This is a genomic window from Catenibacterium faecis (assembly GCF_014306455.1).
Lineage (GTDB): Bacteria > Bacillota_I > Bacilli_A > Erysipelotrichales > Coprobacillaceae > Catenibacterium > Catenibacterium mitsuoka_A.
Window position 1 is genome coordinate 1 of record NZ_JACRWG010000060.1, and the last position, 13,760, is coordinate 13,760.

Annotated in this window: 13 protein-coding genes and 1 pseudogene; 3 read left to right on the forward strand and 11 right to left on the reverse strand. The window is 32.3% G+C overall.

Annotated elements, in window-relative coordinates; all coding sequences use genetic code 11:
* Positions 1-361: 361 nt before the first annotated feature.
* The 3 genes from H8909_RS10950 to H8909_RS10960 are packed head-to-tail and all read left to right on the forward strand — an operon-like array spanning position 362 to position 3,434.
* Positions 362-667: a PTS sugar transporter subunit IIB gene (locus H8909_RS10950; RefSeq protein WP_187012864.1), complete on the forward strand. Its 306-nt coding sequence runs from the start codon at positions 362-364 to the stop codon at positions 665-667.
* Positions 668-2,002, forward strand: a complete 1,335-nt coding sequence (locus H8909_RS10955) for a PTS sugar transporter subunit IIC (protein ID WP_117459886.1) — start codon at positions 668-670, stop codon at positions 2,000-2,002. It begins immediately after the preceding gene.
* A gap of 1 nt (position 2,003) precedes the next feature.
* On the forward strand, positions 2,004-3,434 hold the full coding sequence (locus tag H8909_RS10960) for a 6-phospho-beta-glucosidase (RefSeq protein ID WP_117459883.1): 1,431 nt from the start codon (positions 2,004-2,006) through the stop codon (positions 3,432-3,434).
* A gap of 399 nt (positions 3,435-3,833) precedes the next feature.
* Here H8909_RS10960 and H8909_RS10965 read toward each other — a convergent pair.
* The 11 genes and pseudogenes from H8909_RS10965 to H8909_RS11015 form a co-directional block, all read right to left on the reverse strand.
* Positions 3,834-4,271 (reverse strand): annotated as a pseudogene (locus H8909_RS10965) (transposase); the annotation flags it as partial.
* Positions 4,272-4,420: 149 nt separating this feature from the next.
* Entirely contained in the window at positions 4,421-5,599 is a 1,179-nt protein-coding gene (locus H8909_RS10970) for an ATP-binding protein (RefSeq protein ID WP_117458740.1), read from the reverse strand.
* Positions 5,600-5,742: 143 nt separating this feature from the next.
* Entirely contained in the window at positions 5,743-6,495 is a 753-nt protein-coding gene (locus H8909_RS10975; RefSeq protein ID WP_187012865.1) for a MurR/RpiR family transcriptional regulator, read from the reverse strand.
* Positions 6,496-6,501: 6 nt separating this feature from the next.
* On the reverse strand, positions 6,502-8,181 hold the full coding sequence (locus H8909_RS10980; RefSeq protein ID WP_288704434.1) for a glycoside hydrolase family 13 protein: 1,680 nt from the start codon (positions 8,179-8,181) through the stop codon (positions 6,502-6,504).
* On the reverse strand, positions 8,171-8,593 hold the full coding sequence (locus tag H8909_RS10985; protein ID WP_117458743.1) for a PTS sugar transporter subunit IIA: 423 nt from the start codon (positions 8,591-8,593) through the stop codon (positions 8,171-8,173). Before H8909_RS10985 ends, H8909_RS10980 begins: the two co-directional genes overlap by 11 nt.
* A gap of 24 nt (positions 8,594-8,617) precedes the next feature.
* Positions 8,618-9,439, reverse strand: coding sequence for a PTS system mannose/fructose/sorbose family transporter subunit IID (locus H8909_RS10990; RefSeq protein WP_187012866.1), 822 nt, complete (start codon positions 9,437-9,439; stop codon positions 8,618-8,620).
* The gene (locus H8909_RS10995; protein ID WP_187012867.1) at positions 9,432-10,232 is read right to left on the reverse strand and encodes a PTS mannose/fructose/sorbose/N-acetylgalactosamine transporter subunit IIC; all 801 of its coding nucleotides are present in this window, start codon (positions 10,230-10,232) and stop codon (positions 9,432-9,434) included. Before H8909_RS10995 ends, H8909_RS10990 begins: the two co-directional genes overlap by 8 nt.
* A 19-nt stretch (positions 10,233-10,251) precedes the next feature.
* Positions 10,252-10,728 carry a PTS sugar transporter subunit IIB gene (locus H8909_RS11000; RefSeq protein WP_040389796.1) on the reverse strand — a complete coding sequence of 159 codons (477 nt, stop codon included), beginning with the start codon at positions 10,726-10,728 and terminating at the stop codon, positions 10,252-10,254.
* A 305-nt stretch (positions 10,729-11,033) separates the two neighbouring features.
* A complete protein-coding gene (locus tag H8909_RS11005; RefSeq protein WP_187012869.1) occupies positions 11,034-11,699 on the reverse strand; it encodes an L-serine ammonia-lyase, iron-sulfur-dependent, subunit alpha in 666 nt (221 codons plus the stop codon).
* A gap of 2 nt (positions 11,700-11,701) precedes the next feature.
* On the reverse strand, positions 11,702-12,688 hold the full coding sequence (locus H8909_RS13530; RefSeq protein WP_369409828.1) for a PTS transporter subunit EIIC: 987 nt from the start codon (positions 12,686-12,688) through the stop codon (positions 11,702-11,704).
* A gap of 123 nt (positions 12,689-12,811) precedes the next feature.
* Positions 12,812-13,654 carry a hypothetical protein gene (locus tag H8909_RS11015; protein ID WP_238928278.1) on the reverse strand — a complete coding sequence of 281 codons (843 nt, stop codon included), beginning with the start codon at positions 13,652-13,654 and terminating at the stop codon, positions 12,812-12,814.
* Positions 13,655-13,760 lie beyond the last annotated feature (106 nt).

Genomic DNA, 13,760 nt, shown 5'->3' on the forward strand with positions numbered 1-13,760 from the left:
CTAGAAAAGGAGTATGTATAATATAATTGATCAACCTAATCGGAATGATTGGTCAAGTGTATCGGAATTAATGATCAGGCTAAATCGGAATTATTGGTCAGCTACGCCAAAATAATCAATAAAAAGATAAATAATTTTATTGCTTGTAAATAAACAGTTTAACGAAGAAAATAAATGATAAAGAAGAAAAAGTGTATAAATTAAAAAAATAGTGTATAAATGAAAGGAAAAGAGATAAAATATGCCATTTGAATAAAAAGCGGTTCCATTTTATACTAAAGTTGCTAAGTAAAAAGGAACAAATGATCGATCAAATATTCAATTTACTTGATATTAGCAAATTTAAAGAGAGGGAAGATTTATGAAAATATTATTAATGTGTGCTAATGGTTTATCAACTGGTATTTTAATGAATAAGATGAATCAATGGGCAGAACAAAATAACGATGATTTAGAAGTTAAAGCAATTCCAATTGATGATTATTTAAGTGTTTATAAAGATTATGATGTCTTATTAGTGGGACCACAAATGAGATATAAAATTAAAGATGTTCAAAAAGCAGTAACTGATCGACCTTCAGCTGTTATTAATCCTTCAGATTATGCTTTAGGGAATGTTGAAAATATTATAAAAGAAGTAAAAAGAATGATAAAGGAGGGAAAGTAAATGGATAAGTTTATGCACTTTGTTGAAGATAAAATGTCTCCAATCGCTGATAAGTTAGGTGAACAAAGACATTTATCTGCAATGCAAAAAGGTTTTATGACAGTATTACCATTAATCTTTGTTGGGGCAGTATTTATGGTTATTGCTAATCCACCAGTAACTGCAGACATGGTTAAATCTGGTGGTGTTTGGTCAATTTTTTCTGGATGGTTTAATTTTGCTACTAAGTATAAAATGGCTATTTTAGTTCCATACAATATGTCAATGGGATTATTAGCATTAGCAGTTACCTTTGTTATTGCTGATAATTTAGCAACTTCATATTCAATGAAAGGTATTACTAATGGTTTAACTGCACTTGTTGTTTTTCTATTAGTTGCAGCACCAGCAAATTATTTAGCTTTAGCGGATGGAACAACTCCATTATTAATGAATTGTACATATTTAGGTGCACAAGGATTATTTACTGCTATTATTGTTGCTTTATTAACAGTAGAAATCACAAGATTTTGTGAAATACACAATATTACAATTCGTTTGCCAGAAATTTGTCCTCCAGCATTAACAAATTCGTTTAGAACAATTGTACCTATGGTTATCAATGTTTCTATATTCTATATTTTAAGTTTATTAAGTAGTAATTATTTAGGAATGTCAATTCCAGCGCTTATTGAAAAAGTTTTAGCAACACCAGTTGCAGCAGTTAACTCTGTTCCTGGTTCAATATTCTTATGTGCATTTATGTTGTTATTATGGTGTTGTGGAGTGCATGGACAAATGGTTACTATGGCACTTACTGCTCCAATTACAACAGCAGCTTTTACAGCAAATGCAGCATTAGTTGCAAAAGGACAAGCACCAATTTTTCATCCTATCTTTATGACATTAGGTATTGGTTTTTTAGGAGGAACAGGAAATACTCTTGGACTATGTATTTTATCTTGTTGGAAAGCAAAATCACAACAATTAAAAGCTTTTGGGAAAGCGACAATTGTGCCTAGTATTTTTAGAATTTCAGAACCAGCATTATTTGGAGCACCAATTATGTTTAACCCTGTATTAATGCTTCCTTTTATTGTTAATGGATTAATCGTATCTATTCTTTATTGGTTAGCATGTTCATTTGGTTTATTGACAGCACCTTATTTATTAATTAGTGGGACTTATCCTGTTTTCCTAAGTCTATTTGTTTATTGTTTAGACTGGAGAGTGTTTATTTTTATTGCTTTAATGATTCTATTAACATTAGCTATTTGGTATCCATTCTTTGTAGCTTATGATCATTCTTTATGCAAGAAAGAAGAAGCTGCAAAATTAGCTGAGGAGGAAGCATAAAGTGAGAACCTTACCAAAAGATTTCTTATGGGGTGGAGCAATAGCTGCTAATCAAGTAGAAGGTGGCTATAATGAAGATGGTAGAGGTCTTGCTAACATGGATGTAGTTCCAAATGGAAAAAATCGTTTTCAATATATGTTTGGAAATGTACAAGATTTATCTTTTAAAGAAGATGAAAAATATCCGGTTTTAAATGGGATAGATTTCTATCATCGTTATAAAGAAGATATTGCATTATTTGCGGAAATGGGATTTAAGGTTTTAAGATTATCTATTTCATGGTCAAGAATATTTCCTCGAGGGGATGAAGAAAGACCGAATGAAAAAGGATTACAATTTTATGATGATGTTTTTAAAGAATTAAAAAAATATCACATTGAACCTTTAGTAACGATTTCTCATTACGATTTTCCACTTTATTTAGTAAAAGAATATGGTGGTTTTAAAAGTAGAAAAATGGTTGATTTCTATAAGAAATATGCAACAGTTTTATTTAAAAGATATAAAGGTATTGTACATTATTGGCTTACCTTTAATGAAATTAATGATACATTAATTTTGCCTTATTTATCAGCAGGTGTTGTTATTGATCCAAATGAAGATAAAGAACAACAGTTATATAATGCAGCTCATCATATTTTATTAGCAAGTGCGTGGGCAGTAAAAATTGGTCATGAAATTGATCCAACAAATAAAATTGGGAATATGTTTGCAGGAGGTACATGGTATCCATATACATGTCATCCTCAAGATGTATTTGCAACAATTACAAAAAATAGAGATGCATTCTTTTTCTGTGATGTACAGGCGAGAGGGTACTATCCATCATATAAATTAAGAGAATTAGAAAGAAAAGGAATAACTATTCCATTTGAAGATGATGATAAAGAAATTCTTAAAAATAATACGATTGATTTTCTTTCATTTTCATATTATGCAACACATGTTGTTAGTGGTGACGAAAAACTCAATGAAGAGATTAAAAATAATCCCCTTGCTACTTTAAAAAATCCGTACTTAGGTGAAATTTTATATAAAAGACAAGATGATCCAATGGGTTTACGTAATACATTGAATATGTATTATGATCGTTATCAAAAACCATTATTTATTGTTGAAAATGGTACAGGAACAAATGAAGTATATGTCGAAGGTAAAGAAATCAATGATGAAAGACATATTGAGTATTATCGAGAACATATTAAAGCATTAAAGAATGCTGTTATTATAGATGGCGTTGATTTAATGGGATATACAACATGGGGATGCATTGATTTATTAAGTGCTTCATCTTGTCAAATGTCAAAAAGATATGGATTTATTTATGTAGATTTAGATGATGAAGGCCATGGAACGATGAATAGATATCGAAAAAAATCGTTTTATTGGTATAAAAAAGTCATTGAAACAAATGGCGAAGATCTAGATTAGTTTTATAATTTTTCTTCCTTAATAGTATATAAAACTGAATAATAGAGGATATCATACGAATAAGTATGATATTTTCTTTATATAAAAGCATTTAATTTACAGGATAAGTTTTAAATAGTATATTTGAGTAGCTTTTGTAACGAAACTTGTATGCAACAAAATCATCTAAATACCCTCATTTTATAAGGAATTGGAGTTCTCAATACGTAAAAGACAAAGTGTAAAGGAAATGAATAAAGAGGCTGTAACGAATAGATAGTATTTACTACTACCTTGAGCGTTACAGCTCTTTTTCATATATCTCAACCCAAAAAGGTTATTCACTACTGCATGGTGAATAACCTTTTCATATTTCAGACGCACTTAAAAAGAACCTGCCCATTTCCTAAAAAAATTTTATCAGCAGATAAACAATCTGAGCATCTCCTTGACCTGTTTCATCTGGTTTTCTTCTGTTTCCTTGATTCTCTTCTTCAGTTTCTGGTATTTCCTGATATTATGCCCCATTGAAACAAGGTAGATCTCCATCTGAGCATTGTCATATCCTCTTCTGTAGAGTCTGTCATAACCCATATTCTCCTTAAGATCACCAAAAGTTCCTTCTGCTTCATTATCTCTCTTGAACATGAGTTTCTTGCCTTCTTCGCTTGTGACATTTTTTCTTACTTCCTTATGAAACTCATCAAGTTCCTTGCAGTAGTTTATGCTTCTTCCAATTCTGGATTTAGTGCATCTTGATCTGAATGGACAGCCCTCACAGTGATGATTTGTTAGTTTTATATTATTACGTGCATATACGCCCCTTGTATCAGTAGTTACCTTATCCACCTCAAACTCATGACCAGCAGGACTTCGATCCGCCTTTTACTGTTTCTGAAACTATAATTAGTTATTTACCCGTTACAGCCTCCCATAGGCTAGAAGGATTCACAAGCATAAAGTAAAACGTTTATTTATTATCTTATCTGCATTCAAATCATTTATATTTACAATTTTAACCATTCTTCAATATCAATTATTTTTACACCTTCATACTGATATTCATCATGATGTGTGTTAGCCAATAAGATTTTAGGATATGCATCTTGTATTTCTAATAGTGAAGTAACTTCTCTATCGAAAGTTTTCTGATTCGAAATATCATCACTTACTTGAAAATAAATCTTCTCATTTTGTTTTATAGCCACAAAATCAACTTCTTTTTTATAAAGTTTACCAACATAAACTTCATACCCTCTTCTAAGCAATTCAATCGCAACGATATTTTCATATACTCTGCCATAGTCCATGTTTTTTGTTCCTATAATAGCATATCTGAAAGAATGGTCGGACAAATAATACTTATCATTTGTTGCCAAATATTTTTTCCCTTTTATATCATACCTTCTAACTTTATAAAACAAGTATGAATCTTTCAAATATTGCATATACAATTTTATAGTCTTATCTGTTATTTTAATATTAGCATTTGCTAATGATTTAGATATATTATTTGCTGATGTCAAAGAACTAATGTTATCCATCATAAAGTACGCTAAATCATGAATAACTTCTTTGTTTCTCATCGAATATTTATTAGTTATGTCCCTTATAATAAGCGTCTCAAAAACATCTCGTATGTATTTATACTTATCATCTTTTTCACGATAAAGCAAAGTTCCAGGCATTCCACCTTCTCTCACGTATCTATCAAGTGAATACTGCCCAGCATAATATTTTAGACATTCTTTATAAGAAAAAGGAAATATTTCTATTTCATACGTTCTACCGGTAAATAAAGTAGCCAAATCACTACTTAATAGAAATGCATTCGAACCAGTAATATAAATATCATATTTCATACTACTATGTAGACTATTTATGACTTTCTCAAAGCCACTGCACATTTGAACTTCATCTATACATACATAATTATTCTTGTTAGATTTATATTGACCTTCTATATAATTATTTAATGCATGGTATTCTAAATACGGCTCTGCACTTAAAGAATTGAAATCAACAAAAATAATATTCGCGTCTTTATCAGTTTGATTTATATATTCCATAAATTGTAGTAACAGACATGATTTTCCAGATCTTCTAATACCCGTAATCACTTTAATATCAGGAGTTCCAATTACATTAATAATTTTTGTTAAATAGTTTCTTTCTAAAAGTTTCATTTCATTCACCCATATATATTATACCTTCTTATTCCGAAAAAATGAATTATTTTCATTTTTTCGGAATAAGATTTAACCTTGATTTAACATATATATTCGTAAAGTCTATAACACGCAAAAAAGCCAGACCATTAAGTCTGACTTTACTCATCAAAGAATGCGAATTCTTGATATTTTCTTGCAAGAATAGTAAGAACAATTCCTACTGCATTCATAGAAATGATATGTTCATCCTCAAGAGGAAATTCTGTTGTATTATAGTAAAGCTGATAATCTGAATTTTCTACAAGGAAATTCTTTCCTAGCTCAGTTATAGAAAGAATAGGTATATCCTTCATATTCAGTGCATTTACTGTTGTTCTGATACCTGGTGTATTACCTGACAATGAAATAATAATGACAAAATCATCACTAGTTAGGGAGTGTGAGATGACTTCAAAATTAGTTTCACCAGATACAATATAATTTGAACGCCCTGCCATGAATAGCTCACTGGAGAACTGTTTTGTGTAGTTGTTCTGAGTAAAACCCGTCGCATACAAAATGACTTGTCGTGCTTTATGGATTTCGGAAATCAATGTAGCAAAGTTTACCTGCGATGCATATTCAAATGTTTTATCAATCTCTTTTCTAAATTTTTCAACCAAATCTGTAGGAACAACTGCTTTCTTCACTATATCCTTCTTTAAAGAATACTTTAATTCTGAATAACCTGTATAGCCTAGCTTCTGTGCCAAACGTAATACAGAACTCTTTGACGAAAGCAGAACCTTCGCAAGTTCATTAATAGGCATGTCTACAACATCAGATTTATGATTTCTGATATATTGAATCATGTCTTTTTCATTATCACTTAGTGTTGAATAAATAAGTCCTGCTTGTGTGTCAAAGTCCATATCTCATTACCCCTTTGTTAGATAAACTACTGCTTGATATGGGTTTAGAATAATATTTTTATCATCTGTTTTCAATACATTCTCATAATTTCCAATAAGAATTTCTGCATCCTTATAGTCATCAGGCAATGTATATCTTACCTTCTCTTTTGCGAAAGAACATACTACAAGTAACTTCTTACCTTCATATTCTCTTTCATATGAGAAGATATCTGAATCTTCTTCGTCTAATAGTTTATAAGATCCATAAACAATTATAGGATTTTCTTTTCTTAAACGAATTAATTTCTGATAATAATAGAAGACAGAATTTGGATCTTTTAATTCATCTTCTGCATTGATGAACTTGTTATCAGGTGAATAATCAATCCAAGGCTTTGCATCAGAGAAGCCTGAACCTTCTTCTCCATTCCAAGGGAATGGTGTTCTTGCATTATCTCTTGAACTTAAATAAGCATATTTCTTAATTGTTTCTTCATCTTCGCCTTTATCTTTCATCTTCTGACACATAAAGACTGTTTCAATATCTTTATATTGGTCAAGTGATGTAAAAGGTACATCTTTCATACCTAATTCATCCCCCTGGAAGACATAAGGTGTGCCCTTCATCATATGTAGAAGAGTAGCTAACATTTTAGCTGATTCTACACGATATACTCCATCATCACCAAAACGAGTCACGTTTCTAGGCTGGTCATGGTTATCCCAATAAAGTGAATTCCATCCATCACCTAAATCATTGATCCATGTTGATAAGCTCTTCTTTAAATCACTGAGTTTAAACTTTACATCAGAGAACTTTCCATATTCACCATAATCTAAATGCATATGGTCAAACTGGAATACCATGTTTAATTCATGTCTAGAAGGATCAGTATAAAGCTTACCCTGCTGAACATTGGTATTGGCTGTTTCTCCTACCGTCATCACATCATAGTGTGATAAGACTTCTCTATTCATTTCCTGTAAGAATTCATGAATACGAGGTCCATTAGAAGCTCCTTTATAATATGATTTTGCATAATCATATTCTCCTGGTAAGGCATCTGGGAAGTCCTGTCTCTTACTTAATAAAGAAATAACATCCATTCTATAACCATCAATACCTTTATCTAACCAGAATCTCATTTCATTATAAACAGCTTCTCTCACTTTAGGATTCTCCCAGTTTAAATCAGGTTGTCCAGGCGCAAAACAATGTAGATAATACTGTTTTCTTTCAGGAACATAAGTCCATGCAGCACCGCCAAAAGTAGCACCCCAGTTTGTTGGTTCACTGCCATCTTCCTTAGGATCTTTCCAGATATAGAAATCAGAATATTCATTATCCTTAGAAGACTTAGACTTTAAGAACCATTCATGCTGATCACTTGTATGATTAACAACTAAGTCCATAATAATCTTAATATTCATACTATGTGCTGTTTCTAATAGTTCATCAAAATCTTCCATTGTGCCATACATTGGATTGATCTTTCTATAGTTCGCAATATCATAACCATTATCTACTAATGGTGATTCATAGATAGGATTTAACCAGATAACATCAATACCTAATTTAGATAAATAAGGAAGTTTTTCAGTAATACCTTTTAAATCACCAACCCCATCATTGTTGGTATCATTAAAACTTTGTGGATAAACCTGATAAACAACGCTGCTTTTCCACCAATCTTTATTCATCATCTTCATCAACCCCCATATTTTTCATAACATCGTTGACATAAACAATCTGTGACTTTGCATCATCAATCGCATTTCTAATGACATCCTCATTCACTTTTTCACAGCTTGCTAATGATAAACAGACACTTAATACAATAGGTAAATTCATCCCTGTAATCACATATACATTAGGATACTGTAAATATTTGACTGCTTCCTGATTCACACTACCCCCAAGCATATCAGTGAAGATGATGTATTCATTATCTTCATTGATTTCTCCAAGTGCTTCTTTTAACTGTTTTTCAACAGGTACATTATCCATATAAGCACTCACTGACTGGATATCAGTTAAAGTTGGCATAAGATACTGGATTGTATCTTTTAAACCATCAGCAAGTAAATGATGGCTGGCTAGAACGATTTTTCTCATAGACTTTTCCCCCGAAAACTTTGATTAGAGAGCTAGAATTCCAAAGAATGAGCAAACTAATGCAAGAATGATAATTAAGAAGATGACCTGAATAACAGTAAGTTTCTTAGATGCAAGTAATTTATAAACAACAAATGTAAGTGCAACTGGTAATAAAGCAGGCATGATCTTATCTAAGACACCTGTCTGAATAGCAAGTTTTACTTTACCTGACTTAAAGACAAGACCTAATGACATCTTAACAACTGAAGGGATTAATGCCCCAATAACTGTTAGACCCATGATAGATGCTGCTTCTGTGAAGACTGATAACTTATCACCTAATGTAGTAATAAGCTTTAAACCTGAATCATAGCCTAAATGGAATAACTTAATTCTAAAGAAGAAGAAAATCACGTTAAGTAACATCCAGATAAGTGCACCTGTAGGGTTACCTTCAAGTCCCATATAAGCTGCAATAGAACCCATGATTGTTGGATAGAGTACCCAGATCAAAGTATCACCGATACCTGCAAGAGGACCCATCATACCTGTCTTAAAGTTCTGTACTGTATCTAATGCTTCAACACCATCTTTTTCTTCCATGGCAACACTTGCACCAAGTAAGATGTTAGCCATCCAAGTTGTTGTATTGAAATATTTAAAGTGGTTATTTAATGATGCAACATAGTCATCATCATTATTCTTATGAATCTTTCTTAAAACCTTCTCTAATCCAAATACAACTGCTGGACCCTGATGGTTTTCATAGTTATATGTATTACATGCTATAAACATGTAACGTACTGCGGCTTTTGTAAGATCTTTCTTTGTAACAACTTCTGTTGTCTGTATTTCTTTATTCATCCCATTCATCTCCTTCATCGATTACTGCACCTTCTGTTGATGCGATTGCTGGTGCTTTATTGACCTGTGTTGTAAAGAAATAGTAAGCAATAGCTAAACCAATAATAGATACACCTAACATTGGTACATTTAAGTAAGCTGAGAAGACAAAACCAATCATCAACATTGATAAGTACTTCTTAGCAGGCATAACCTGTAACAATAATGCGATACCTACAACTGGTAACATATTTCCTGCGATAGATAGACCATTTGTGAACCATACTGGAACTGATTTTAAGATAACATTAACGATTGCATCACCAAATACTACACATAAAGCTGTTGGTAAACCTGTAGATAAAGCAAAGATCATAGGACCAATCCAAAGAATTCTGTTCATCTTACCAAACTTCTTTTCATTACATGCTTTCTGTGCTGCATGTGTTACATAAGTATTTAATAACTTTGCGAATACATCTAACTGAATACCAAGCATACCAACTGGTACACCTACTGCTAAGGCAACTGCTTTTGCCTGAGCCACATCATTTGTAGTTCTACATGCAACATAAATACCAACTACTGTTGCAAGACCCCAGTTAGGCACTGATGAACCACCAATGTTGGCAACACCTAAGTTCATTAACTGGAATGTACCACCAATAATCATGGCAGTCTTCATATCCCCCATAATCAATCCTGCAAAGAATGCAACCATGATTGGGAACCATGTTGTAATAACAATACCCTGCTGGTCTAAAACCATCCACATTGATAATAATACGATTAATACTCCTTGAATAACCTGCATACTTCTTATCCCCCCTTGATTATTTAATATATGTTTCTAGTGGTTCTTCTGCTTCGCTTGGTACGAAGTGGAATGTCACTGGAATACCCATAGACTGTAATTTCTTTAAATCATTCACTTCTTCTTCATTGACTGAAACCATCTTCTTCACTGTTGTCTTACCTTCCCCATCGAAGATAATACCAATATTTACTTTAGGAATCTTAACACCACCTTCAGCTAACTTAACTAATGTAGATGGTTCTCTTACAATCATGAATACATTATGGCTATCATACTTACCTGCGTTGAAGTTCTTAATAGCTGTTTCTGTATCAATGATTGACATCCCAGTCCCCACTGGCTTACTCATTCTCATAGCTGATTTTTGAACTTCATCCTTACTTACTTCATCATCGACTACCATTAATCTTTTTGCCTGTGTTGCACCTGCCCATTGCGTAACAACAATACCATGAATTAATCTCTGGTCGATTCTTGCTAATACTAAACTCATTTCTGTTTCCTCCTTGAAATTGCTTTCATTTGTTTTGACGAGTTCTAGTTTACTCAACTCCATAAACACTTTCAATATTTCAGCCCCCTTCTGGGACGTGGCACAAACTCTTGGAATAGGTGTCAAAGACAAGGGAAATATCCCACTATAATGTTCATAAATAATGATGGTATCATTACAAAATTTAATTTATTGCGATATATAAAGAATAATTTCAATTCAACAGGAGTATATATTTTATTCATTGTGATTATAAAAATAGATCATTATACGTAAAAAAAGATGATCCTTGGACCACCTTCTCACTATTGACACTCTTTACTTTTCATAATTGAGATGATTTCTTCATCTACTTTTTTCATTCCATTTTGCCCAATACGTGCCATATTTTGAATACATTGTTCAGGTGTTGAAGCACAAATTCCATCACTTTCTCTTAATACTGCATTATTGACTGCAGTTGTTGCACACATAAGTGTAGCCGTAGAACCTGTAGACACCTTTAATGCACATCCTACTTTTCCACCATCACAAATCATACCAGTTACAGTTCCTGTCATATTACGTATACAAAAACCTATCTGATCATCTGTTGCATCTAAGAGATAAGCGATACCTACAGAAGCAGATGTAGAAGACGCCATGACACATGTGCACATAGGTGATAATTTCCCAATATGTGCATTAATATATCTATTTACTAGATGTGTAAGCGCAAGTGCTTTGAGTTTCTTTTCTAGTGATACATGGAGTTCTTCTGCCACTTCATTCACTGGGATAGAGACTACAAGTCCTTTTGTGCCTGCGCCCGAACTGCTCATTGCAGGAAGTGGACAGCCATCTAGTCTATTTTCAGCAACTGCAGTGACTTTCCTTATTATTCTAGTTAACAAGTCTTCAGAGAATAATGAACGATTGAATGAATCACTCAAATGTATTGTTCCTTTATATTGTGATAATCGGTTATTCATTTCTATACCACTAATAAGAAATGAAGTTCATTCACTGTCATTGAGTCTACCAAAGAACGTATGTCTGATATTCTCATTTCTTTGAGTTCATCAATCACAGTGGGTGTATTATTTGTTTCTTGAATTGTTTTCTCTTCTAATACAATTCCATTCTTTTCTAGATAAACTATATTTGTATGTGCCTCTTTGATCATACATGTCACTGTATCATTAGATGTATAAAGAGTACATTTTACACAAATAGATGCTGAATCATTAATTGTGATAAAAACATGGGGCACTAATAATTCAGCATAAGTGATTGTATCTGGTTCTATATCTTCAAATAGAGTCAGCTGTTTTTCTGGGTTCTTTAATAATGTCCCAATAGAAACGGCATACTCTAAACCCACATGCTCACAATGTGGTATACCTGCAGACATCCCATTCTTATATATACCTTTATTAACATCTAACTCTATTTTATTTATTGGATTATTTAACTGTTTAGATGCATAAGCTGCACATAATGCGACACAGACTGGTTCTGTACATCCTAATGCAGCACCAAGTGGAGCTGGTGTTGTCCATGGTGTTTCAATAACACCCTTTCCAACGATGTGTAATGCCATACAAGTATAGGCAATAATTGAGTTAACAACTGGTACAAAGATAAATGGAATCATCATAATTGGATTTAATACCATTGGTAAACCAAAGATGATTGGTTCATTGATATTGAAGATAGCTGGACCAATTGAAATCTTACCTAAAGTACGTAATTCAACTGATTTAGATTTAACTAATAGAATACATAATCCTAAAGTAGCTCCTCCGCCACCTAATGCGATAATGTATGACCAGAATGGCTGAGTAAAGAAGTGTACTAATGGTTTATTAGCACTATATGCTGCGATATTAGTAATTAAATACATCTGCATGAAAGGTAATCTGATTGGCTGACTGACACTACAACGGCTAAAGTACGTCGGATTCTTATATACATTCACTTCCAAATATACTCGAAAGCATATAAGACTAATGAATTTCTATAAGACTTTCACTATCAATCATTCTATCGAATGAATTAACGATGGCATAAGGCTCGTGTCAAAACCTTTTATAAATCTTCTTTAAATTGCTATACTACTCAAATTCTTTTTACCTGTTAATCTATCAACTTCCAAATTATGAAGTTGATAAAAATTCTCAAATCTATCATTACATTTATCAATGTCAAAACTTTTCAAATCATCTGCAATATTCATTATTAAGAAAGCAGAATAAAGGTCTCTCTGTATTTTTACTCCATCAACTCCATCAAAATCATTCCATCTTTGTGATAAGGATTTCTTAGTATATGTTCCATCGAAATGATTAAATTGACTTGCTTTTGCTTCAGAAGTATCTATCTTTATTAGTTGCTCTCCATAATAACCTAGTTTCCTATTTATTATTGTTAATAGCATTGATGGTGCTTTATTAGCTAAAGATTTACCAAATCGTTTCTTTCTCTTAAACTTGCCTTTATCATTCTTTTCAGTCTTTTTAGCGCGTCTTTGAAGTCCGGAAAAATTCATCTTTTCAACATACACCTTGTTACCAAGAGATATAATATAATTTGCCAGACATTCATGCTGATATCTGCGTATAGCTGACTGTTTTCTGTATAATTCTCTTAATTCATTCTGATATTTAATGTAATGATTTGATTTATTCCATATAATTTTTTTATTTCCTTGTTTCTTAATAGTTCCATCTTCGTTATAATTATCAGGATTTGTAGAACGTTTTGACCTATCCATTCTTCTAAGAATTCTTCGTTTCTTACTTTCAATATTCTGAATTCTGTCTGCGAGTTCTAATATCTTCACATCAGATTGACTTGCAATCGCGATAGTTCTAGTGCCGATGTCTAAACCAACGTCACCATCACCAATACAATTCTTTATTTCACCTGTATTGTTAAACCGCAAACTCTACCCATCTGATAACTGCAAATTATATTACCCTATATAATAATGTATTCTTATAGCGACCGCAGTTTATTTCAATCAATAAATCATAGATAAAGAAAAGATG